The following is a 20,956-nucleotide window of genomic DNA, read 5'->3' as shown; positions in this document are numbered from 1 at the left end:
TGAGCCGGGAAGTCTGGTCGGTGGCACCGGCTGCGACGCCGGGATCGCGACGACCCCACGACCGGACAGGAGAGGCGCCCTGACCTCCGAGACCGCCACCCAGCCCATTGGCACCCGCCTGCGCCGCTTCGCCTCGCGCGAGACCACCGGCGGGGCGCTCCTCATCGGCGCCGCCCTGCTGGCGCTCCTGCTGGCCAACTCCGCCTGGCGGCAGTGGTACCTCGATCTGTCGGAGACCGTCCTCGGCTTCGCGTACCTCGGCCCGCTCCACATCCACCTGGACCTCTCGGTCGCCGCCTGGGCGGCCGACGGCCTCCTGGCGATCTTCTTCTTCGTCGTCGGGCTCGAGCTGAAGCACGAGTTCGTCGCCGGCAGCCTGCGCAGCCCCAAGGAGGCGGGCGTCCCCATGCTCGCCGCGGTCGGCGGCATGGTGGTCCCGGCGGTCATCTACTCCGTCGTCGTGCTGACCCTGGGCGACTCGAGCGCGCTGGAGGGGTGGGCGATCCCGACCGCCACCGACATCGCCTTCGCGCTCGCCGTGCTCGCCGTCTTCGGCAAGGGTCTCCCCGCCGCGATCCGGACCTTCCTGCTCACGCTCGCCGTGGTGGACGACCTGCTCGCGATCGTCGTCATCGCCGTCTTCTACACGGCCGAGCTGCAGTTCGGCTACCTCGCGGCGGCCCTGGTCGTGATCGCACTCTTCGGCTGGTACGTGCGCTCCCGCAACCCCCGGTGGTGGCTGCTCGTCCCGCTCTTCGTCGTCGCCTGGGCCTTCATGCACGCCTCGGGCGTGCACGCGACCGTCGCCGGCGTGCTCATGGGCTTCACCGTCGCGGCGCGCCCGGTGCACGGCGAGGACGACAGCCGCACGCACCGCTACGAGCGCGCGGTCAAGCCCTGGTCGCAGGGGCTCGCCCTGCCGATCTTCGCCTTCTTCGCGGCCGGCGTGGACCTGCGCGACGGCGGCGGCGTCGCCGAGGTGCTCGACCAGCCGGTCGTGCTCGCGATCATCGCCGGCCTGGTCCTGGGGAAGCTGCTCGGGGTGCTGGGCACCACGTGGCTCGTCACGCGGCTCACCCCGCTGCGCCTGGCGCAGGGCATCGGCGTGCGGGACCTGCTGCCGATCGCGCTGCTCGCCGGCATCGGGTTCACCGTGTCGCTGCTCATCACCGAGCTGTCGTTCGGCCACGAGTCCGAGCACACCCTCGGCGCGAAGTCCGCCATCCTGCTCGCGTCGCTGATCGCCGCGATCCTGGGCGCCCTGATGCTGCGCTGGGACGCCCGGCGTGCGCGCACCTCCGACATGAACCTCGACGGCGTCGACGACGCCGTCGCCGACTTCATCGGGGACGAGAAGGACCGCAGGGAGCACTGAGCGCGGTGGCGCCGCGGGCGGGGATCCGCGGGGCGGCGCCGCCCGTGAGCGCCGGCTCCCGCTGGGCCACCGACGTCGTCCGCGGCGCCAGTGCGGTGCGACGGCCGCGGTCCGCCCAGGCGGTGAGGACCCGGTCGACGACGAACCCGAGCACCGTGCCCACGACGATGCCGACGACGACCGCGAGCAGCGGGTGGTCGCCCAGGGGCTGGGCGGCCACCACCCCGAGCAGCACGGACCATGTCGCCCATGCCAGGGACGCGACGGCGGACAGTGCCATGAAGCGCCGGCGGGAGAACCCGACGGCGCCCGCGGTGACGTTGACCGCCATCCGCCCGACGGGCACGAAGCGCGCCCCGAGGACGACCGACGCGCCGCGCCGCTCGAAGGAGCGGGCGGCCCAGGCGACGGCACGCTGCCCGCGCGGCCCGCGCAAGAAGGGGACCCGGGACGTGCCGAGCGCGCGGCCAAGGGCGTAGGCCACCTGGTCGCCGCACCACGCGCCGAGGGCGGCGACGAGGATCACGAGCGCGAGGTTCACGGCCTGCCCCGTCTCGGCGCCCACCGCCATCATGATGATCACGGTCTCGCCGGGCACGGGCGGGAAGAAGCCGTCGGCCGCGGTCGCCCCGAACAGGGCGGGGAACGCCCATGCGGAGGACACGAGCGCGAACAGCGTGCTCTCCAGCTGCCCCCAGAGCGAGGCGATCGCGTCGATCATGCTTCCACCCTCCGGCGCCCGACGGACCCGGCGCCATGGGGTGTCCCCCCGGTTCGACCCTGGGGGAACCCTGAGCGGTTGCCCCGGCCGCGGCCTCCGTCCGTCCCGGAACGCCGTCTCCCTCCGGAGCGAGTGGCTATGCTCCGGCCGTGACGTCGCCGGAAGTTCGCCTGGTCCGCGCACGCGTCGGCCTGGTCGCTGGACTCGTGGCCATCGCGCTGTTCGCGGTAGGCGTGCTCGCCCTGGCCGCCGACGGCTCCATCGAGACGTACCGCGTGACGCACGGGTCCGGCATGGAGGGAGTGTTCACCCCGGAGCGCCAGCACTGCGATTACGGCCACGGCCGGCGATCGTGGGCCTCCGAGCACTGCAGCTGGCGCGGGACATTCACCGCCGACGACGGGAGCATCGTGCTGGTGGACGCCCTGCTGCGCGACGACCTCGGAACATCACGCGGGGACGGCCGTCCCCCACCCGTGAGCCCCGCCTACGTCGCCGACAGCCCGGACGCGGACGTCGTCCACCAGGCGACCGACTGGTGGGACGGCCCCCTCCTCGCAGCCCTCGTCGTCCTCGTTGTGGCGGCCGTCCTGGCCCTCAGGCTCCTGCGCTGGTATCGGAGGTCGTCCCGCCCTGCCGCGTCGCGGCAGGGCGCGGGCGCTCTCCCGTAGCTCAGACGGCCCGGCGCGACCGCGCCGCGAGGACGAGCGCGACCACCACGCCCACGACACTCGCCGCGGCCGCGACCCAGAACGCCGCGGAGTAGGCGCCGGCCGGGTCGGTCGCGCCGGTCGCGAGGAGGGCGGTGACGACGGGCGCAGCCGCCGCCGATCCGGCCGTCCGCACCACGCTGTTCAGCCCCGTCGCGGCACCGGTCTCGGTGGGCGGCGACCAGGAGACGACGAGCTGGGCGCAGATCGCGTACCCGATGCCGTTGCCCAGCCCGAGGACGGAGAAGGCCACGACCACAGCCCAGGGCGTGGACGGCCAGAGCGCGAGCCCGACCGCGCCGAGGAGCATCACGCCCGCGGCGACCGCTCCCGTGCCGCCCGGGCCTACGCGCCGCACCAGCGCCGGGGTGGCGCGACCGCCGAGGAAGACCAGGACGGCGCTGGGGAGCATCGCCAGCCCGGAGACCGTCACGCTCATGCCGTGGCCGTACCCCGTCTCCGCGGGCGCCTGCATGAGCAGCGGCAGCGCGACGTAGCAGACGTACGGCACGAAGCCCACCGCCACCGTCAGCAGGCTGACGAGCACGATCGGCCCGTGCCGGAAGGTGCGCACGTCGACCACGGGCGCGGCGGTGCGCCGCTCGACGATCACCAGCACGGCGAGAAGCACGAGACCGACCACGCCGACGAGGACCGTCCGCCGCGAGCCCCAGCCCCACGTGCCGCCCTGCGAGACGGCCAGCAGCACGCCCACCAGGCCGCCCGCGAGCAGCGCGATGCCGGCCCAGTCGGTCCGGCGCCGCACGGCGGGCGCGCCGCCACGCGGCACCCACACGGCGACCAGCGCACCCGAGGCGAGGATCAGGACGGCGCCCAGCACGAAGAGCCACCGCCAGCCGAGGGCGTCGACGACCACGCCACCCACCACGAGCGCGGCACCCGCGCCGAGGCCGATCATGCCGGGGATCCAGCCGAACGCGGCCGCGAGCCGGGGCCCCGCCAGGAGCGAGCGCGCCAGCGCGAGGGCGAGCGGGAACGTCGCGGTGCTCACCCCCTGCACGACGCGTGCGGCGAGCAGCACGCCGAGGTTCGGCGCGCCCGCGGCGACGAGCGTCGCGACGGCGAACACGAGGAGCGTGCCGAGCAGCACGCGCCGGTGCCCGAACCGGTCCCCGAGGTTCCCGACGACGGGCGCGAGGACCGCCCCGGAGAGCAGGAACGCGGTGAGGATCCAGCCGGTCCCCTGAGCGCTCGCGCCGAGCTCCCGGCCCAGCGTCGGCAGGGCGGGGACGACGAGCGTCTGCATCAGCGAGAACGCCAGCACGGCGGCGCTGAGGGCGAAGGTCACGCGGCCGGGCTGGCGCACCACCCCGCTGTCGGGACGGTCGGGCTCCCCGGTGGGCGCGGCGGGACTGGTCGGAGGCACGGGGTGCTCGCTCTCTGTCGGTGCGGTGTGGCTGCGCCTCGTCGCGCGGCGTCGATCCAATCGGAACGGAATGCTCGTTCCGATTCACCCTAGCACCGGGGCGGCGGCTACCGTGAGGCCATGCCCTCCACCTCCGCCGCCGACGACCGCCCGCTCCCCGGCCGCCTGCGCGAGGCGCGCGCCAACGACACCGCGGTGCTGGCGGCCGCCCGCGAGGTCTTCGCGGCCCAGGGCCACGGCGCCTCGATGGCCGACGTCGCCCGGCACGCCGGCGTCGGCGTGGGCTCGGTCTACCGCCGCTACCCCACCAAGGAGGCGCTGGTCGAGGCGCTGCACGTCCAGGCGGTGCGTGAGGCGGCACGGCTGGCGACCGAGGTCGCGGACGAGCACGGCTCCGACGCTGCGGCCGGCCCCGGACTCGACGTCGAGGGCGCGGTGGGGACCTTCCTCGCGCGGCAGATCACGGAGGCCTCGGGCCCGCTGCTGCGCCCGCCAGGATCCGGCGGGCCGCTCCCGGCAGACCTCGCCGCGGCCACGCGCGACCTGCGGGCCGGGCTCGAGCGCCTGGTCGCGTACGACCGCGCCGCGGGCGTCCTGCCGGACGGGTTCACGCCGGCCGACGTCATGCAGCTCCTGCTGCACCTGCGCCCCGCGCTCCCCTTCCCCCGCGTCGAGGCGGACACCCTGCACCTGCGGTACCTCCGGCTCGTCCTGGCCGGGCTCCGCACCCGGGCGCGCGACGACGACGGCCTGGCCGACGGCCCGAGCTGGGACGACTGGGTCGGCGCCTGGCACGACTGAGCGTCGCCCCGCCCGCCGGACCGGTCACTCCGTCGGCGCGTGCCGCTCCAGGAACTCGTAGACCTCGGTCGTGTCGACGCCGGGGAACGCGCCGGACGGCATCGCGGCGAGCATCGACGCGTGCGGGCGGGCGCTCGGGAACGCGTGCCCGCCCCAGCGGCGGGCGAGCGGCTCGGCCGGCCGCCGGCAGCAGCTCTCGTCGGGGCAGCGCGACGTGCTGCGCGCCGTCGTCTCCCGGCCCAGGAACCACTTGACCTGCGCGTAGGGCACGCCGACGCTCACGGAGAAGCGCCCGTCGGGGGTGTCCTGCACGCGCGACGTGCACCAGTAGGTGCCCGTGGGGGTGTCGGTGTACTGGTAGTACGGGCTGAGCCGGTCCGCGATGCCGAACACGACGCGGGCGGTCCAGTGCCGGCACACGTGCTGCCCCTCCACGGTGCCGAGGGGGTCGGCCGGGAAGCGCACGCCGTCGTTCTCGTACGCCTTGTGGATCGCGCCCGACTCGTGGATCTTCATGAAGTGCACCGGGATGCCGAGGTGCCGGGTCGCCAGGTTGGTGAAGCGGTGGGCGACCGTCTCGTAGGAGACCGCGAACGCGTCGCGCAGGTCCTCCAGCGAGATCGACCGCCGCTCCTTGGCCTCACGCAGCTGCTTGACCGCGTCACGCTCGGGCACCAGCAGGGCCGCGCACAGATAGTTGGCCTCGACCCGCTGGCGCAGGAACTCCCGGTAGTCGCGCGGCTCGGCATGCTCGAGGACGTGCGAGGCGAGCGCCTGCAGCACGGCGGAGCGCGCCTCGGACCGCCCACGGATCCCGTTGCTCGGCAGGTAGACGCGTCGGTGGAGCTGGTCGATGACGGCCCGCGTGGACTGCGGCAGGTCCGGCTCGTAGTGGATCGAGAAGCCGAGGTGGGCGGCCAGCTCCCCCACCGCACGCTGCGGCAGCGGGCCGCGACCGTGCCCCACGTCGTCGAGCAGGCCGCGCGCGACGATCTCGAGGTCGGGGAAGTAGTTGTCCTGCGCGCGCATGTCCGCGCGCAGCTCGGTGTTGGCGCGACGCGCCTCCTCCGGGGTGAGCGCGCGCTCGGAGTGCAGGCGCTCCAGCTCGCGCTGGAGCCCCACGATCGCCTCCAGCGCATCCGTGGGCAGCGACTTGCCCACCTTCACGGGGTGCACGCCGAGCGCGGAGAAGAGCGCCCCCCTTTGCACCCGCTCCAGCTCGATCTCGAGCGCGTCACGGTGCGAGGGCGGCTGGGCGGAGAGCAGGTCCTCGACGCTCGCGCCCAGGGCGCGGGCCACCGCCTGGAGGCGCGCGATGGTGGGCTCGCGCTTGCCGTTCTCCAGCATCGAGACCTGTGACGGGGCACGTCCGATGGCCTCTCCGAGTTGTTCCAGCGTCATGCCGCGGCGCGTCCGCAGATGCCGGATGCGGCGGCCGATCGTGAGCGCGTCGGCCTCCTGGTCGATGGGCAGCGTCGCGTCGTCCCGGGTACCGGGCCGGTTGTCGGTCGAGATGGCCATGGTCGAGGGTGACACGCGACACACCTTCCGTCCAGGAGAAGAACCCGAGAATTTCTTCTCGGAATTCCTGGCCGAGGGGTGGCGCGTCACGCCAGGGTCGTGACCAAGGACGACGGCCCCCGCCGTCGTCGCCGCACGACGAAAGACGAAAGAGGCACGACATGACCGCCACCCTCGACCCCCGCACCACCGCCGCCGGCGACCAGACGCAGACCGCCGCGGAGCTGGCCGAGCAGTGGGCGACCGACCCCCGCTGGGCGGGCGTCGAGCGCACCTACACCGCCGAGGACGTCGTCGCGCTGCGCGGATCGGTCGGCGAGGAGTACACGCTGGCCCGGCGCGGGGCCGAGCGGCTGTGGCGTCAGCTCCACGAGGAGGACTTCATCAACGCCCTCGGCGCGCTGACCGGCAACCAGGCCGTGCAGCAGGTGAAGGCCGGGCTCCAGGCCATCTACCTGTCGGGCTGGCAGGTGGCCGGCGACGCGAACCTCGCGGGCCAGACCTACCCAGACCAGTCGCTGTACCCGGCGAACTCCGTGCCCGCCGTCGTGCGCCGCATCAACAACGCGCTGCTGCGCGCCGACCAGATCGACGTCTCCGAGAACGGCGCCCCGACGCGCGACTGGCTCGCCCCGATCGTGGCGGACGCCGAGGCCGGCTTCGGCGGCCCGCTCAACGCGTACGAGCTGATGCGGTCGATGATCGCGTCGGGCGCCGCGGGCGTGCACTGGGAGGACCAGCTCGCCAGCGAGAAGAAGTGCGGCCACCTGGGCGGCAAGGTGCTGATCCCCACCCAGCAGCACGTGCGCACGCTCAACGCGGCGCGGCTCGCGGCCGACGTCTCCGACGTGCCGAGCGTGGTCATCGCCCGCACGGACGCCGAGGCGGCCACGCTGATCACGTCCGACGTCGACGAGCGCGACCGCCCGTTCCTCACCGGCGGTCGCACGGGCGAGGGGTTCTACGAGGTGCGCAACGGCATCGAGCCGTGCATCGCCCGGGCCAAGGCCTACGCCCCGTACGCCGACCTCATCTGGATGGAGACCGGCACCCCCGACCTCGAGCTCGCGCGGTCGTTCGCCGAGGCCGTCAAGGCCGACTTCCCCGACCAGATGCTGGCGTACAACTGCTCGCCGTCGTTCAACTGGAAGAAGCACCTGGACGACGACACGATCGCGAAGTTCCAGCGCGAGCTGGGCGCCATGGGCTTCCGGTTCCAGTTCATCACCCTCGCCGGCTTCCACGCCCTGAACTACTCGATGTTCGACCTCGCCCACGGCTACGCCCGCGAGCAGATGTCCGCCTACGTGCGGCTGCAGGAGGCCGAGTTCGCCGCCGAGGAGCGCGGCTACACCGCGACCAAGCACCAGCGCGAGGTCGGCACCGGCTACTTCGACCGCGTGTCGACGGCGCTCAACCCCGACGCCGCCACCCTCGCGCTCGCCGGCTCCACCGAGGCCGCGCAGTTCTGAGCCGCACGGCTCGCCCCTCCCCCACCCGCACCGCCCGACCAGCCCCGACAGACCGGAGGCACGCCATGACCACGCTCACGTCCCCGACCACCGCCCCCGTGCCCGCCGTCGGCACGCCGCTCGCCGACACCGCGACCGACCCGTTCGTCTGGGGCGGGACGTCGCTCGCGGAGGGGCACCTCACGGTCACCGCCCCGCTCGGGGCGCGCGACGAGGAGATCCTCACCCCGGAGGCGCTGGCGTTCCTGGCGATGCTGCACGACCGGTTCGCCGACGACCGCACCGAGCTCCTGCTGGAGCGGCAGCGCCGCATGCGGCGCATCGCGGACGGCGACGACCCGGACTTCAACCCGGCCACCCGTCCCGTGCGCGACGACCCGTCCTGGCGGGTCGCCGGCGCGGCCGGGGCGCCGGGGCTGAGCGACCGGCGCGTGGAGATCACGGGCCCGACGGACCCGAAGATGACGATCAACGCGCTGAACTCGGGGGCCCGGTGCTGGCTGGCCGACGCCGAGGACGCGCAGTCCCCGACGTGGCGCAACGTGGTGGAGGGGCAGCTCGCCCTGCACGACGCGATCCGGGGCACGCTGACGTTCACCAACCCGGCGGGCAAGGAGTACGCGCTCCGGTCGACGGACCTCACCGAGCTGCCGACGATCGTCTTCCGGCCGCGCGGCTGGCACCTGTTCGAGTCGCACCTGGCCTACACCGGCCCGGACGGGTCGACGCAGCCGGCGTCGGGCTCGCTGGTCGACTTCGGGCTCTACCTGTTCCACAACGCCCACGAGCTGGTCGCCCGCGGGCGCGGGCCGTACTTCTACCTGCCCAAGCTGGAGGGCTACCGCGAGGCCCGGCTGTGGAACGAGGTCTTCGAGGCGGCGCAGGAGGCGCTCGGCCTCCCCCGCGGCACGATCCGCGCGACGGTGCTCATCGAGACGCTGCCGGCCGCGTTCGAGATGGAGGAGATCCTCTACGAGCTGCGCGACCACTGCGCCGGCCTCAACGCCGGCCGCTGGGACTACCTGTTCAGCGTGATCAAGTGCTTCCGCAAGCGGGGATCGTCGTACGTGCTGCCCGACCGCGGCCAGGTGACGATGACCGCGCCGTTCATGCGGGCGTACACGGAGCTGCTGGTCGCCACGTGCCACAAGCGCGGGGCGCACGCCATCGGCGGCACGAGCGCCTTCATCCCCGACCGTCGCTCCCCCGAGGTCACCGAGCGCGCCGTCGGCCAGGTCTGGTCCGACAAGACGCGCGAGGCCCACGACGGCTTCGACGGCACCTGGGTGGCGCACCCCGACCTGGTCGAGGTGGCGCGCGGGGCCTTCGACGAGGTGCTCGGCGAGCGCGAGAACCAGGTGGACCGGCTGCGCGACGACGTCGAGGTGGGCCAGGCGGAGCTGCTCGACGTCGCCTCGGCACGGCGCGAGGGCGCGACCGTGACGGCGGCGGGGCTGCGGACGAACGTGTCCGTGGGGCTCCGGTACATCGAGTCGTGGCTGCGGGGCACCGGTGCGGCGGCGATCGACCACCTCATGGAGGACGCCGCCACCGCGGAGATCTCCCGGTCGCAGGTGTGGCAGTGGGTCGCGTCGGGCACGACGACGGACGACGGTCTGCCCATCACCCGCGTGCGCTGCGAGGCCGTGCTGCGCGACGTCCTGCGCGGCCTGCCCCGGTTCCCCGGCGACCGCTTCGAGGACGCCACGGCGCTGTTCCGCGAGGTGGCGCTGGGCGAGGAGTTCCCGCCGTTCCTCACCACCGGCGCGTACGCCCGCTACCTGGCGGGCTGAGCGCCCTTCGGTCGGTCGCCGAACAGGCGGTTGACACCGTTATCAGGCCCGATGGGTCGCGATAACGGTGTCAACCGCCTGTTCGGCGTCACCTCGGGCAGGATCGGGGGATGGCGACGACGCTGCGCGAGCTCCTGCTGGGCCAGGTCGAGTTCTACTGGGACGTCCACCTGTGGCCGCGGCTGCAGGGGCTGACCGACGACGAGTACCTCTGGGAGCCGGTCGACGGCGCGTGGAGCCTGCGGCGCGACGACGACGGCACCGTCCGGATCGAGCTGACGCCGGTGGACCCGCCCGTGCCGCCGGTGACGACGATCGCGTGGCGCACCGCCCACCTGGGGCGCGACGTCTGGGGCAAGCGCGGCCGGGCGCTCTTCGGCCCCACGCCCGCCCCCGCGGACGCCGACATGTTCGACGCGCGGCACTGGCCGGAACCCCTGCCGCTGACGGCCGCCGGCGGACTCGATCTCCTGCACGAGGGCTACGAGCTGTGGCGCGACAACCTGGCCCGGCTCGACGACGACGCCCTCGCCACGCCGCTCGGGCCGCGCGGCGGGCCGTACCGGGAGGACTCCCTCGGTGCCCTCGTGGCGCACCTCAACCGCGAGGCGATGGCGCACGGCGCCGAGATCTGCCTGCTGCGCGACCTCTACCGCGCGCGGCGCCAGCGCCGCGACCCTGTCGTCGCCGTGGCGCTCGGCGGCAGCGCGGTCGACCTCGAGCGGATGCTCCGGCTCGACGGCGGGCTGGGCGACCTGCCCGCACGGCACCCGACCCTGCTCGTCGAGCTGGCCGGACTCGGGCGCTGGGACGCGGTGCGGTCGCTCGTCGAGCGCGGTTTCCCGGTCACGGCCTCGGCCGACGACGGCTCCACGGCTCTGCACTTCGCCGCGACCACCGGCACCCCGGACGACGTCCGGCTGCTGCTCGACCGCGGCGCGGACCCCACCGCCGTCGACGGACGTTTCGGGGCGACGCCGGCCGGCTGGGCCGAGTTCCTGGGACGCACCGAGCTGGCCGGGCTCCTCGCTCCCTGACTGCCGAACAGGCGGTTGACACCGTTATGGGCCCCGTGAGAACGCGATAACGGTGTCAACCGCCTGTTCGGCAGTCAGGGCTTGGCGGCCTGTGGATAACGCCCGCGCGCGGTCGCCCGGGTGCGGCAGGGTGACGGCGCATGGACACCACCACCCCGTTCCGCCCGGGCGACGAGATCGCCGACGACGCCGAGCTGCTGCAGCTCGCCCACTTCCTCGCGGGAGGCGTGCGCCCTCGGGGGCGCACCCTCACCGTGACCTGGCTGGACGCCGACGACCGGCTCCTCGGCCTCGCCCTGCCGATCGAGGACGTGCCCCTGCGACCCGACGCGGCCTCTCTCGTCGGCCTGGGCACCGTGCTGCGCAGCGTCGTCGACGACGAGGCGCCCGGCGGCTGCGCCGTCGTCGTCCTCGAGCGACCCGGGGACTCCACCGTCACCGCTGACGACCGCACCTGGAACCGCGAGCTGCGCGAGCAGGCCGACGGCCAGGGCGTACGGCTGCGCGGGTTCTTCGTCGCCGCCGGCGGGCAGGTGCGGCCGCTGGCCCTCGACGACGCGTGACGGCGCCTCAGCCGTCGAGCCGCACGGACTGCTGCCCGTCGACGACGTCCGCGGTGCCGTGCCGCAGCGGCCGCGGCTCCAGCTCCAGGAACACGAGCCCGGAGTCGCCGAGCCGCGACCGTGCGACGGCGAACCCGGACGGGGACGCGCCGTCGTCGAACAGGCGGGCGCCGGAGCCCAGGACGACGGGGGCGACGACGAGCCGGTAGAGGTCGACGAGCCCCAGGTCGTGCAGGGTGCTCGCGAGGCGCGCGCTGCCGTGCACCTGGAGCTCGCCGTCGGGGCCGTCCTTGAGCGCCTGGACGTCGGCGGCGAGGTTGCCCGGGTCGATCACGGTGGTGCGGGCCCACTCCGGGTCGCGCAGGGTCGAGGAGACGACGTACCGGGGCCCGGCGTCGATGCGGGCGGCCAGGGCGTCGTCCGGGTCGGTGACCTGGCCCCACGACGCCCAGAACATGTCGTAGGTGGTGCGGCCCAGCAGGAACGCGTCGACCTCGGCGAACCAGCCCTCGACGACCTCCCCGAACACCGGGTCCGAGGTGAACGGCACGAACCAGCCGCCCTCCGCGAAGCCTCCGCGGGTGTCCTCCTCGGGCCCGCCGGGCCCCTGGACCACCCCGTCGAGCGAGGTGAAGACGTTGACGCTGAGCCTCATGCGGTCCTCCGTCGGTCGGTGCTGACGGAGGGTGGACGCTGCGGGGATGTCGTTCTCATCGCCTCCCCGACCGGCCATTGCCCTGGACTTCCGCGCCCCGGCGGCATATTTTCACCTCGGCAGCATCCTGTGACCGGATTCACACGGCATGCCGACCGGCCGGACCGACGGGGTGGAGGGAGCGGAGCCATGGCCGACGTCCTGGTGCTCAACGCGGGCTACGAGCCCCTGCACCGCGTGTCGGTCAAGCACGCCATCACGATGCTGGTCCGCGAGGTCGCGGTGGTCGAGGAGGCGGTGGAGGGCCACCGCTTCGGGCCGTACCCCATGCCCCGCGTGCTGCGCCTGGTGCGGTACGTCGCGATGCGCTGGCGGTACCGCAGCGCCGGGCGGCCGGCGGTCACCAAGGAGGGCGTGAAGCGTCGCGACGGCGCGTGCGCCTACTGCGGCGGCCCGGCGCAGACGGTCGACCACGTGATCCCCCGCTCGCGCGGCGGCGACTCGTCGTGGCTGAACCTCGTCGCCGCGTGCGAGGCGTGCAACGGCCGCAAGGCCGACCGCACGCCGCTGGAGGCCGGCATGCCGCTGCTGCTCGCGCCGTTCGTCCCGCCCGCGGAGCACGGGCTCGTGCGCCGGCGACGGCGCGCCGCCGCGCCGGCCGCGGCCTGAGCTCAGGCCGCGGGCTCGTCCTCCGGCAGGTCCGGCACCACGGTGAGCGACCCGGTCGCCGGCAGGGCGTTCGCGCCGCCCCGGTCCGCCGGCGTGAGGGCGCGCGAGGCGATGACGCTGCTCGCGAAGTTCGCGTGGCACTCGGTGCAGTACCACTCCGGCGTCGGCACGGGCACCTCGAAGCCGCCGTAGACGACGTCCGGCTCGGCGTTCATCACGTCGTCCTGGAACGTCATGCCCCACACGATCCGCTTCGTCTTGCCACGGGCCCCGCACCCCGGGCACTGCGGGCGCATCCGTGCACGCTGGGACGCCACGGTGTGCGCGTGCAGCAGGTCGTGGCACTGGCCGCACAGCAGGTGCACGTCGCGCACGAGCTGCTCGAGGGTGCGCCCGCCCGCGGTGGTGGTGCCGAGCCGCACGGCGCCGTCGTCGTGGGCCTGCATGCGGTGCACGTCGACGAACCGCTCGCAGGTGGCGCAGCGCTCCTCGCGGCGCATCGACCAGCCCGTCACGGCCCGGTGGCCGAGGATGCGCAGGGCGTGCACGTCGGGCGCGGTGGCGCCGGCACCGCAGTCGCCCGGGTCGAGGGTGTGCACGGGGCCGGCGCGGAACTGCTCCGCGACACCGTCGAGCACGAGGCGGGCGTGCTCGGGCGGCAGCCAGCCGGACGTGCCCGTGTACGAGTCGGCGCCCTCGAACAGGTCGGCCCAGACGATCGGCCGGTCCGGGCCGAACAGGTCGTCGCTCACCCAGCTCTCGCCGTCGGTGGCCCCCATGAGCTCCACTGCAGCGACCACGCCGGCGTCGCCGAGCACGGTGACGACCACGTCCCCCCGCTGCGGGCCGTCCGGGCCGGCCGGCAGCCGGTGCTCCGGTGAGCGGGTCGCGATCGCGACGGACTCGGTCAGCCAGTCGGCCGACCAGTGCAGGAACACGGAGGGCACGAGCCACGCGGGCAGTGCCGACAGGGAGGGGAGGGTCTCTCGGGTCACCGGGAGAACATATCGGGCACCGACCCTCCGACACCACGGGCGTGGTCGTTCCGGTCGCCACGTCGGCGCGCTAGGTTCCGAGCAGGCACGACGGCGTCGCCGCTCCGCCCTGGCCCCGCCGTCACCCTGCCGACGAGCTGCTGCCGCGAGGAGGCACCGGATGAACATCGGGCTGTGGGTCGCCGCCGGGCTGCTCGCCCTGCTCTACCTGGCGGTGGGCTTCGTCAAGCTGACCCGCAGCCGCGAGCGCCTGCGCGCGTCCATGGGGTGGGTGGAGGACTTCCCGGTGCTCGTGGTGCGCCTCATCGGCCTCGCGGAGATCGCCGGCGCGCTCGGCCTGGTCCTTCCCCTGGCGACCGGCGTCGTGCCGTGGCTCACCCCGGTGGCCGCGACGTGCCTCGTGGTGCTGCAGGCGCTGGCGATCTCGGTGCACGTGCGACGCCGCGAGCTCGCGCAGCTGTGGGTCAACGTGCTCCTGCTGCTCGCCGCCGCGTTCGTGGCCGTGGGGCGCTTCGCCGGCTGGTAGGCGCGCCGGCGACCGTCAGCAGACGCTGTCGCGCGGCGCGGGGACCCGGAGCCCGAACAGGGGGCGCAGGCGCAGCCCCACCCAGGTGCCGAGCAGGGCGACCGCACCCCAGATCCAGCCGTGCGCCGACCCGGACGCGATGCCGGCGAGGTAGGCACCGATGTTGCAGCCACCGGCGATGCGGGCGCCGATCCCCATGGCGACGCCGCCCAGGACCGCGCCGAGCGCCAGCCGCGCGGGCACCCGGGTGTGCAGCTTCCACACGCCGGCGGCCGACGCCGCGAGCGCCGCGCCCACGATGATGCCGATGTCCGTGAGGCTCGTCTTGTCGGTGAGCACCGGTCCTGCGAGCGCCGCGGCCTGCGGCTCCGGCTGGAAGTACGCCCAGGCCGCGGGGTTCCCGCCGAGCAGCCCGACGAGCTTCGAGCCCCACAGCGCGAAGGCGCTGGTGATCCCCCAGGCTCCCCCGGAGACGAGCATCACCAGGCCGCCGAGCACCGCGAGCACGAGGGCGCCCACCACCAGCGGCCACGACCCGCGCACGACGCGGGCCCACGGGGTGCGGGCCGACGGGACGGCGCCCTCCGGCGGCGGGGTGCGACGCGCCTGGACGACGCGCGACGCGGCCCACACCAGGGACAGCAGCGCGAGCGTGACGGCGAGGGAGCCTGCCCACGCCCAGCCGCTGCCGCCGAACCAGTCGGCGAAGAGCACCGGCTCGAACGCGGGCAGGTCCTGCCACAGCGGCGCCTGCCACGCGGCGAGCGTCGACCCGACGACGAACCCGCCGAGCGTGAGGACGATGGACGTCTGCCCCGACCCGACCGCGAACAGCGTGCCCGACGCGCACGCGCCGCCCACCTGCATGCCGATCGCGAAGAGGAAGGAGCCGAGGAGCAGGCCCACGCCGATGTCACCGGCGCTGGGCGCCGGTGCGGAGCCGAACAGCCCGGCGCCCGAGCCGATGATCAGGGCGAACAGCACCGCCGTGGCGCCCAGGAGCACGGTGTGCGCGCGCAGGCCGGCGCCGTTCCCGACAGCCACGAGGCGCCGCCAGGCGGACGTGAAGCCGAACCGCGAGTGGAAGAGGGCGACGCCCAGGCCGATCCCGAGCAGCAGGAGCACGGCCGGCTTGGCGCCGTGCTGCGTGGCCGTCCAGGCGACGAGCGCGACGCCGACGACGGAGGCCACGGTCAGCGGGACGCGCGACACCGGGGGCGCGGGCGGCGCCTTGGGGGTGGGCACGCTGGTCGGGGGCGGCGCGAGCAGGGAGCGCTGCGGACGGGCGGGGGCGGCGGTGGTCACGACGGATTCCTCGGGACGTGGGTGCGGGCGGTCGGACCGTACCCCTCGGCAACCGTCGATCTCTAGGCCCGAGCCGCCTCGTCCTGCATCATGAGACGGCCGACGTCAGCGCAGGGCTCCCCACTCGGCGTCGGTCAGCAGGCGCGACCGGATGAGGAACCGCACGCCCTCGGGAGCCTCGACGCTGAATCCGGACCCGCGACCGGGCACGACGTCGATCGTGAGGTGCGTGTGCTTCCAGTACTCGAACTGCGCGCGACTCATCCAGACCGCCACGGTGAACGACTCCCCCGTCGCCCCGGGGGCGTCCGCCGGCCCGTCGGTGAGGTGCAGGTCGCCCAGGTGCACGTCGGCGTCGCCGAGCAGGAAGTCGCCGTCCGGGTAGCACATCGGGCTGGAGCCGTCGCAGCAGCCGCCGGACTGGTGGAACATCAGCTCGCCGTGCTGACGCCGCAGCCGGGCGAGCAGCCCGGCCGCGGCGTCGGTCACGGCGACACGGGAGATCGTGTCGTCGGTCATCGCGTGCGGACCTCCTAGAAGAACCCGAGCTTCTGGCCCGAGTAGCTGACCAGGAGGTTCTTGGTCTGCTGGTAGTGGTCGAGCATCATCTTGTGGTTCTCGCGCCCGACGCCGGAGCCCTTGTACCCGCCGAACGCCGCCGCGGCGGGGTACGCGTGGTAGCAGTTGGTCCACACCCGCCCGGCCTCGATCGTCCGGCCCGCGCGGTACGCCGTCTCGCCCTGGCGGGACCAGACGCCGGCGCCCAGCCCGTAGAGGGTGTCGTTGGCGATCTTCATCGCGTCGTCGAAGTCGGCGAAGTCCGTCACCGACACGACGGGCCCGAAGATCTCCTCCTGGAAGATCCGCATCGAGTTCTTGCCCTCGAAGACGGTGGGCGTCACGTAGTAGCCGCCCGCGAGGTCGCCGTCGAGCTCGGCCCGGTGCCCGCCCGTGAGCACCTTGGCGCCCTCGGCCTTGCCGATGTCGATGTACGACAGGATCTTCTCGAGCTGGTCGTTGCTCGCCTGGGCGCCGATCATCGTCTCGGTGTCCAGAGGGTTGCCCTGCTTGACCGCCTTGGTCCGCTCCAGCGCGTCGCCCAGGAACTGGTCGTAGATGTCGGACTGGATGAGCGCGCGCGACGGGCAGGTGCACACCTCCCCCTGATTGAGGGCGAACATCGTGAAGCCCTCCAGCGCCTTGTCGTAGTAGTCGTCCCGCGCCGACGCGACGTCCGAGAAGAAGATGTTCGGGCTCTTGCCGCCCAGCTCCAGCGTCACCGGGATGATGTTCTGCGACGCGTACTGCATGATCAGGCGGCCCGTCGTCGTCTCGCCGGTGAACGCGATCTTGCGGATGCGCGAGCTCGACGCGAGCGGCTTGCCCGCCTCGACGCCGAACCCGTTGACCACGTTGACGACACCCGGGGGCAGCAGGTCGCCGATGAGGTCCATGAGGAACAGGATCGACGCCGGGGTCTGCTCGGCCGGCTTGAGCACGACGGCGTTGCCCGCCGCGAGCGCGGGCGCCAGCTTCCACGTGGCCATGAGGATCGGGAAGTTCCACGGGATGATCTGCCCGACGACGCCGAGCGGCTCGTGGAAGTGGTAGGCGATCGTGTCCTCGTCGATCTCCGAGATCGACCCCTCCTGCGCACGGATCGCGCCGGCGAAGTAGCGGAAGTGGTCGATGGCGAGCGGGATGTCCGCGGCGAGCGTCTCGCGGACGGGCTTGCCGTTCTCCCACGACTCGGCGACGGCGATCTTCTCGAGGTTCGCCTCCATGCGGTCGGCGATCTTGTTGAGGACGTTCGCCCGGTCGGTGACGGACGTGCGCCCCCACGCGGGCGCCGCGCCGTGGGCGGCGTCGAGGGCGCGCTCGATGTCGTCGGCGTTGCCGCGCGCCACCTCGGTGAAGGTCTGCCCGGTGACCGGGCTCGGGTTCTCGAAGTACTGCCCGCTCGCGGGCGGCACGTACTCGCCGCCGATCCAGTGGTCGTACCGGGCGCGGTACTCGGCGATCGCCCCGGGCTGACCGGGGGCTGCGTAGACGGTCATGCTGCCTCCTCGCACGTGCGGCGCCTCGTCGCGCCGCGATGTGGCGAGGGTAGGACCGCGAAGGTTGCAGCCCCGTTGCAGCGCGCGGCCGGGCGGCCGTCGCTACCCGAGCTCCGCGTCGAGCAGCGTGAGGCGGGCCCGGGCGCGCACGGCCTGCGGGCTTCCGGCGGGCGCGACGGCGAGCAGGCGGCTCCAGGCGGCGTGGTCGTCCGCCCCGTCGACGCCGGCCACCCAGGTGTCGAGCGCGCCGCCGTCCCCGGACGCGAGGACCGCGGCCCGCACCTCGGCCGACAGCTCCGCCCTCAGCTGCTCGACGCCGGGGGCGACGGACCGCGGCAGCAGCGGGGCGTAGGCGTCGACGGCGGCGCCCACGTCGCCCGCGGCGAGGGCCTCGCGCACGCCGTCCGCGTCGGTGCTCAGGGGGCGGGCGAGCCGGTAGGGCCGCGACCCCGCGAGCAGCGCGCCCACGACGTGCCGCAGCCGGGAGACCTCGGCCCGCACGGTGACGTCCGACAGCTCGCCGGGGTGCAGCAGCACGGCGAGCTCGTCAGCAGACAGGCCGCGGGGGTGCTCCGCGAGCAGCAGCAGGATCTCGGCGTGCCGCAGGGACAGCCGGCGCTCGCCGTCCGCGCCCCGCAGGACGGGCCGGCCGAGGACGCGCAGGTCCGCCGGGGCACCCGGCGGGACGGCCGCCGCCCGCGTCGCGAGCTCGCGCTCCACCGTCGCGACGGTGGCGCGCACCAGCGACAGCACGACGTGCGTCGCCGCGGCGCGCCGCCCGGTGACGTCGAGGACGCCGAGCACCCGCCCGGTGCCCGGGTCCCGGATCGGGGCGGCCGCACAGCTCAGCTCCTGCACGGGGCGCGAGAAGTGCTCGGCGCCGAGCACCTGCACCGCGCGGCGGGTGGCCAGCGCCGTGCCGGGGGCGTTGGTCCCCACACTCTCCTCGCCCCACACGGCGCCCTCGACGAACCCGACCCGGTCGACCGCGCCGCGCAACCGACGGTTCCCCTCGACCCACAGGAGGCGGCCGATCTCGTCCGAGACGGCCACGACCAGTCCGTCGTCGGCCGCGCCGTCGACCACGAGCTCACGCACCACGGGCATGACCCCGGCGAGCGGGTGGGCGGCGCGGTAGGCGGCGAGGTCCGCGTCGGCGAGGGCGACCTGCGGGTGCGGGGTGTCCGGGTCCACGCCGCTGCGCAGGGACCGCCGCCAGGAGTCGGCGACGACGGGGTCGATGCCCCCGGGCGGCTCGCCCGTGCCGAGGAACCGCTCGTACGCGGCGCGCACGGTGCGCGGGTCACGACGCACGCCGGCCGCGCGGGACCCGTGCCCGCGTGCGACCGGGGCAGCTGAGCGGTCCACCACGACCTCCCGACGTCGTCGTCCGGTGCGTGCGGGCCAGTCTAGGGGGCGGTCGGTGCCGAGAGGTCGCCCACGACGGACAGCAGCCGCAGCCTCTCGTGGCTCTCGCTGCCCGGGACGGCGGTGTAGACGAGCAGCGAGTGAGACTGCTCGGGGTCGAGCATGGTCTGGCAGTGCAGCTCCAGCGACCCCACCTCGGGGTGCAGGAAGCGCTTGACCTGCCGTGGCAGGACGCCGATCTCGTGCTCCTTCCACAGGGCACGGAACTCGGCGTCGCGCGCGGCGAGCAGCTCGGCGAGGTGCTCCGCGCGCGACCCGGGCCCGCGCAGGGTGAGCACCCGGCGCAGCCCGGAGACGTACATGCGCGAGTAGAAGTCGTGGTCCTCGGGCGGGTACAGCGCCCGGGTCGCGGGGTCGGTGAACCACCGGTAGCCGATGCTCCGCGCCGGCCCGGTGTACCGGGTCAGGTCCCCGACCAGCGCGACGCCGAGCCGGGTCTGGCGCAACGTCTCCCCCAGCTCGGTGACGACCTCCGCCGGGGTGTCGCCCAGCCGGTCGATGATGCGCAGGACGCCGGGGCTGAGGTGGTCGCCGCCCGCCCCGGGCGCGGGCGGCTCGTGGCCCGCCAGCCGGAACAGGTGGTCGCGCTCGGGTCGTGTCAGGTGCAGACCCTGCGCGATCGAGGCGATCATCTGGGCCGACGGGTGCGGGCCACGGTGCCGCTCGAGGCGGGCGTAATAGTCGGCGGACATGTGGCACAGCGCGGCGACCTCCTCGCGCCGCAGCCCGCCCGTCCGGCGCCGGCTGCCCCGCGGCAGGCCGACGTCCTCCGGCTGCAGCGCCGCACGGCGGGTGCGCAGGAACCCGGCGAGTCCGGCTCGATCGATCATGCCCGTCATCCTCCCGTCCCGCGGCCGGCTCAGCCACGGATCGTCAGGCCGTGGATGGCCTGCGCGGAGCGGGGGACGCTTGTCCTGCCGGCGCCGGGGGCGCCACCACGAGACGGGAGCGGACCATGCCACGCAGGGAGCACGACCTCACGATCCCCGACCTCACCGGGTCGAGGGCGCTCGTCACGGGCGCGAGCGACGGCGTCGGGCTGCGGATCGCGACGCGGCTCGCGGGCGCGGGCGCGGAGGTGCTCATGCCGGTGCGCAACCCGGCGAAGGGCGAGGCGGCGGCCGCGCGCGTCCGCGAACGCCACCCCGACGCGCGGCTGACGCTGCTGGACCTCGACCTGGCCTCCCTCGCCTCGGTCGCGGCACTCGGGGAGAAGCTGACGGCCGAGGGCGCGCCGATCCACCTGCTCGTCAACAACGCGGGCCTCATGACGCCGCCCGAGCGGCGCACGACGGCCGACGGCTTCGAGGTGCAGCTCGGCACGAACCATCTGGGCCACTTCGCGCTCACCGCCCGGCTGCTGCCGCTGCTGCGGGCCGGGCGCGCGCGGGTGGTCTCGCAGACGAGCGTGGCGGCGCGCCGTGGGCGGATGCGGTGGGACGACCTGAACGCGGAGCGTGGCTACGACGCGATGGGGTCCTACCGGCAGTCGAAGCTGGCCTGCGCCCTGTTCGGGTTCGAGCTGGGCCGCCGCGCCCGGGCGGCCGGGTGGGGTGTCACGAGCGCCGTGTCGCACCCGGGGGTGGCCCCGACGAGCCTGCTGGCGGCGCGCCCGGAGGTGGACCGGGCGTCGGACACCCGCGAGGTGCGGGTCATCCGCTGGCTCTCGGCGCGCGGCCTCGTCGTGGGGACGGTCGAGTCGGCGGCGCTGCCCGCGCTGCTCGCCGCGACGTCGCCCGCGGCCCGCGACGGCGGCTTCTACGGCCCCGGGTGGCCGGGGCACATGGGCGGCCCTCCTCGTGAACAGGCGCCGTGGCGGACGCTGCGCGCCACGGCGGACGCGGCGCGGCTGTGGGCGGTGTCCGAGGAGCTGACGAGCGTCGCGTTCACGTGACCCGGGCACGCAGGCACGCGGGCACGCGTGCCCGACGGGGAGGTTCG

The 20,956-nt window shown here is 74.4% G+C and carries 20 protein-coding genes; 10 read left to right on the top strand and 10 right to left on the bottom strand.

All coding sequences use genetic code 11. The features are described 5' to 3' along the window. The first annotated feature begins 13 nt into the window (after nucleotides 1-13). Nucleotides 14-1,375, top strand: a complete 1,362-nt coding sequence (gene nhaA, locus ACH436_RS11895) for a Na+/H+ antiporter NhaA (RefSeq protein WP_430560534.1) — start codon at nucleotides 14-16, stop codon at nucleotides 1,373-1,375. Here the strand turns inward: nhaA and ACH436_RS11890 are convergent. Then, nucleotides 1,341-2,096: a DedA family protein gene (locus ACH436_RS11890; RefSeq protein ID WP_430560388.1), complete on the bottom strand. Its 756-nt coding sequence runs from the start codon at nucleotides 2,094-2,096 to the stop codon at nucleotides 1,341-1,343. The two genes, nhaA and ACH436_RS11890, sit on opposite strands and share 35 nt — an antisense overlap. A 149-nt stretch (nucleotides 2,097-2,245) precedes the next feature. On the opposite strand from ACH436_RS11890, the gene ACH436_RS11885 reads away from it, so the two are divergent. Beyond that, nucleotides 2,246-2,767 (top strand): hypothetical protein, encoded by a 522-nt coding sequence (locus ACH436_RS11885; RefSeq protein ID WP_430560387.1) that lies wholly within the window; start codon nucleotides 2,246-2,248, stop codon nucleotides 2,765-2,767. 1 nt (nucleotide 2,768) lies between these two features. Here ACH436_RS11885 and ACH436_RS11880 read toward each other — a convergent pair whose 3' ends face one another. After that, nucleotides 2,769-4,193: an MFS transporter gene (locus tag ACH436_RS11880; RefSeq protein WP_430560386.1), complete on the bottom strand. Its 1,425-nt coding sequence runs from the start codon at nucleotides 4,191-4,193 to the stop codon at nucleotides 2,769-2,771. A 120-nt stretch (nucleotides 4,194-4,313) separates the two neighbouring features. Between ACH436_RS11880 and ACH436_RS11875 the strand changes: the two genes are divergently transcribed. Next, nucleotides 4,314-4,994: a TetR/AcrR family transcriptional regulator gene (locus ACH436_RS11875; RefSeq protein ID WP_430560385.1), complete on the top strand. Its 681-nt coding sequence runs from the start codon at nucleotides 4,314-4,316 to the stop codon at nucleotides 4,992-4,994. A gap of 24 nt (nucleotides 4,995-5,018) precedes the next feature. Here the strand turns inward: ACH436_RS11875 and ACH436_RS11870 are convergent, their stop codons facing one another. Continuing rightward, on the bottom strand, nucleotides 5,019-6,515 hold the full coding sequence (locus tag ACH436_RS11870; protein ID WP_430560533.1) for a helix-turn-helix domain-containing protein: 1,497 nt from the start codon (nucleotides 6,513-6,515) through the stop codon (nucleotides 5,019-5,021). A gap of 161 nt (nucleotides 6,516-6,676) precedes the next feature. On the opposite strand from ACH436_RS11870, the gene aceA reads away from it, so the two are divergent. The 4 genes from aceA (at nucleotide 6,677) to ACH436_RS11850 (ending at nucleotide 11,380) form a co-directional block, all read left to right on the top strand. After that, nucleotides 6,677-7,987 carry an isocitrate lyase gene (gene aceA, locus ACH436_RS11865; protein ID WP_430560384.1) on the top strand — a complete coding sequence of 437 codons (1,311 nt, stop codon included), beginning with the start codon at nucleotides 6,677-6,679 and terminating at the stop codon, nucleotides 7,985-7,987. A gap of 65 nt (nucleotides 7,988-8,052) precedes the next feature. Then, nucleotides 8,053-9,780: a malate synthase A gene (gene aceB, locus ACH436_RS11860; protein ID WP_430560383.1), complete on the top strand. Its 1,728-nt coding sequence runs from the start codon at nucleotides 8,053-8,055 to the stop codon at nucleotides 9,778-9,780. A 110-nt stretch (nucleotides 9,781-9,890) separates the two neighbouring features. Continuing rightward, nucleotides 9,891-10,817: a DinB family protein gene (locus ACH436_RS11855; protein ID WP_430560382.1), complete on the top strand. Its 927-nt coding sequence runs from the start codon at nucleotides 9,891-9,893 to the stop codon at nucleotides 10,815-10,817. A 140-nt stretch (nucleotides 10,818-10,957) separates the two neighbouring features. Beyond that, nucleotides 10,958-11,380: a hypothetical protein gene (locus tag ACH436_RS11850; protein ID WP_430560381.1), complete on the top strand. Its 423-nt coding sequence runs from the start codon at nucleotides 10,958-10,960 to the stop codon at nucleotides 11,378-11,380. A gap of 7 nt (nucleotides 11,381-11,387) precedes the next feature. On the opposite strand, the gene ACH436_RS11845 is transcribed toward ACH436_RS11850, so the two are convergent. Beyond that, nucleotides 11,388-12,035, bottom strand: a complete 648-nt coding sequence (locus tag ACH436_RS11845; protein WP_430560380.1) for a dihydrofolate reductase family protein — start codon at nucleotides 12,033-12,035, stop codon at nucleotides 11,388-11,390. 189 nt (nucleotides 12,036-12,224) lie between these two features. Here ACH436_RS11845 and ACH436_RS11840 point away from each other — a divergent pair, with 189 nt between their 5' ends. Continuing rightward, nucleotides 12,225-12,704 carry an HNH endonuclease gene (locus tag ACH436_RS11840; RefSeq protein WP_430560379.1) on the top strand — a complete coding sequence of 160 codons (480 nt, stop codon included), beginning with the start codon at nucleotides 12,225-12,227 and terminating at the stop codon, nucleotides 12,702-12,704. Nucleotides 12,705-12,706: 2 nt separating this feature from the next. Here the strand turns inward: ACH436_RS11840 and ACH436_RS11835 are convergent, their stop codons facing one another. Further along, complete coding sequence (locus ACH436_RS11835; protein ID WP_430560378.1) at nucleotides 12,707-13,699, bottom strand: hypothetical protein; 993 nt, start codon at nucleotides 13,697-13,699, stop codon at nucleotides 12,707-12,709. 160 nt (nucleotides 13,700-13,859) lie between these two features. Here ACH436_RS11835 and ACH436_RS11830 point away from each other — a divergent pair, with 160 nt between their 5' ends. Continuing rightward, nucleotides 13,860-14,225: a DoxX family protein gene (locus ACH436_RS11830; protein ID WP_430560377.1), complete on the top strand. Its 366-nt coding sequence runs from the start codon at nucleotides 13,860-13,862 to the stop codon at nucleotides 14,223-14,225. A gap of 15 nt (nucleotides 14,226-14,240) precedes the next feature. Here ACH436_RS11830 and ACH436_RS11825 read toward each other — a convergent pair whose 3' ends face one another. The 5 genes from ACH436_RS11825 to ACH436_RS11805 form a co-directional block, all read right to left on the bottom strand. After that, entirely contained in the window at nucleotides 14,241-15,530 is a 1,290-nt protein-coding gene (locus tag ACH436_RS11825; RefSeq protein WP_430560376.1) for a YeeE/YedE family protein, read from the bottom strand. Between the two features lie 105 nt (nucleotides 15,531-15,635). Beyond that, the gene (locus ACH436_RS11820) at nucleotides 15,636-16,049 is read right to left on the bottom strand and encodes a DUF779 domain-containing protein (RefSeq protein ID WP_430560375.1); all 414 of its coding nucleotides are present in this window, start codon (nucleotides 16,047-16,049) and stop codon (nucleotides 15,636-15,638) included. Between the two features lie 14 nt (nucleotides 16,050-16,063). Beyond that, complete coding sequence (locus ACH436_RS11815; RefSeq protein ID WP_430560374.1) at nucleotides 16,064-17,587, bottom strand: aldehyde dehydrogenase family protein; 1,524 nt, start codon at nucleotides 17,585-17,587, stop codon at nucleotides 16,064-16,066. 102 nt (nucleotides 17,588-17,689) lie between these two features. Continuing rightward, a complete protein-coding gene (locus ACH436_RS11810) occupies nucleotides 17,690-18,955 on the bottom strand; it encodes a GAF domain-containing protein (protein WP_430560373.1) in 1,266 nt (421 codons plus the stop codon). A 41-nt stretch (nucleotides 18,956-18,996) separates the two neighbouring features. Further along, entirely contained in the window at nucleotides 18,997-19,845 is an 849-nt protein-coding gene (locus ACH436_RS11805) for a helix-turn-helix transcriptional regulator (protein WP_430560372.1), read from the bottom strand. A gap of 125 nt (nucleotides 19,846-19,970) precedes the next feature. On the opposite strand from ACH436_RS11805, the gene ACH436_RS11800 reads away from it, so the two are divergent. Continuing rightward, complete coding sequence (locus tag ACH436_RS11800) at nucleotides 19,971-20,909, top strand: SDR family oxidoreductase (RefSeq protein ID WP_430560371.1); 939 nt, start codon at nucleotides 19,971-19,973, stop codon at nucleotides 20,907-20,909. The last annotated feature ends 47 nt before the right edge of the window (nucleotides 20,910-20,956 follow it).

This window comes from Isoptericola sp. NPDC019693 (assembly GCF_044389085.1).
Classification (GTDB): domain Bacteria; phylum Actinomycetota; class Actinomycetes; order Actinomycetales; family Cellulomonadaceae; genus Isoptericola.
The sequence above is the reverse complement of the archived record's forward strand: the minus strand, read 5'-3'. Positions and strand labels throughout refer to the sequence as shown.

Excerpts from the sequence above, each read along its gene's own strand:
- ACH436_RS11870 (WP_430560533.1), bottom strand. The coding sequence starts at position 6,515 with ATGGCCATCTCGACCGACAACCGGCCCGGTACCCGGGACGACGCGACG.
- aceA (WP_430560384.1), top strand. The coding sequence starts at position 6,677 with ATGACCGCCACCCTCGACCCCCGCACCACCGCCGCCGGCGACCAGACG.
- ACH436_RS11840 (WP_430560379.1), top strand. The coding sequence starts at position 12,225 with ATGGCCGACGTCCTGGTGCTCAACGCGGGCTACGAGCCCCTGCACCGC.
- aceB (WP_430560383.1), top strand. The coding sequence starts at position 8,053 with ATGACCACGCTCACGTCCCCGACCACCGCCCCCGTGCCCGCCGTCGGC.
- ACH436_RS11820 (WP_430560375.1), bottom strand. The coding sequence starts at position 16,049 with ATGACCGACGACACGATCTCCCGTGTCGCCGTGACCGACGCCGCGGCC.
- ACH436_RS11815 (WP_430560374.1), bottom strand. The coding sequence starts at position 17,587 with ATGACCGTCTACGCAGCCCCCGGTCAGCCCGGGGCGATCGCCGAGTAC.
- ACH436_RS11830 (WP_430560377.1), top strand. The coding sequence starts at position 13,860 with ATGAACATCGGGCTGTGGGTCGCCGCCGGGCTGCTCGCCCTGCTCTAC.
- ACH436_RS11845 (WP_430560380.1), bottom strand. The coding sequence starts at position 12,035 with ATGAGGCTCAGCGTCAACGTCTTCACCTCGCTCGACGGGGTGGTCCAG.
- ACH436_RS11855 (WP_430560382.1), top strand. The coding sequence starts at position 9,891 with ATGGCGACGACGCTGCGCGAGCTCCTGCTGGGCCAGGTCGAGTTCTAC.
- ACH436_RS11805 (WP_430560372.1), bottom strand. The coding sequence starts at position 19,845 with ATGATCGATCGAGCCGGACTCGCCGGGTTCCTGCGCACCCGCCGTGCG.
- ACH436_RS11875 (WP_430560385.1), top strand. The coding sequence starts at position 4,314 with ATGCCCTCCACCTCCGCCGCCGACGACCGCCCGCTCCCCGGCCGCCTG.
- ACH436_RS11850 (WP_430560381.1), top strand. The coding sequence starts at position 10,958 with ATGGACACCACCACCCCGTTCCGCCCGGGCGACGAGATCGCCGACGAC.
- ACH436_RS11890 (WP_430560388.1), bottom strand. The coding sequence starts at position 2,096 with ATGATCGACGCGATCGCCTCGCTCTGGGGGCAGCTGGAGAGCACGCTG.
- ACH436_RS11800 (WP_430560371.1), top strand. The coding sequence starts at position 19,971 with ATGCCACGCAGGGAGCACGACCTCACGATCCCCGACCTCACCGGGTCG.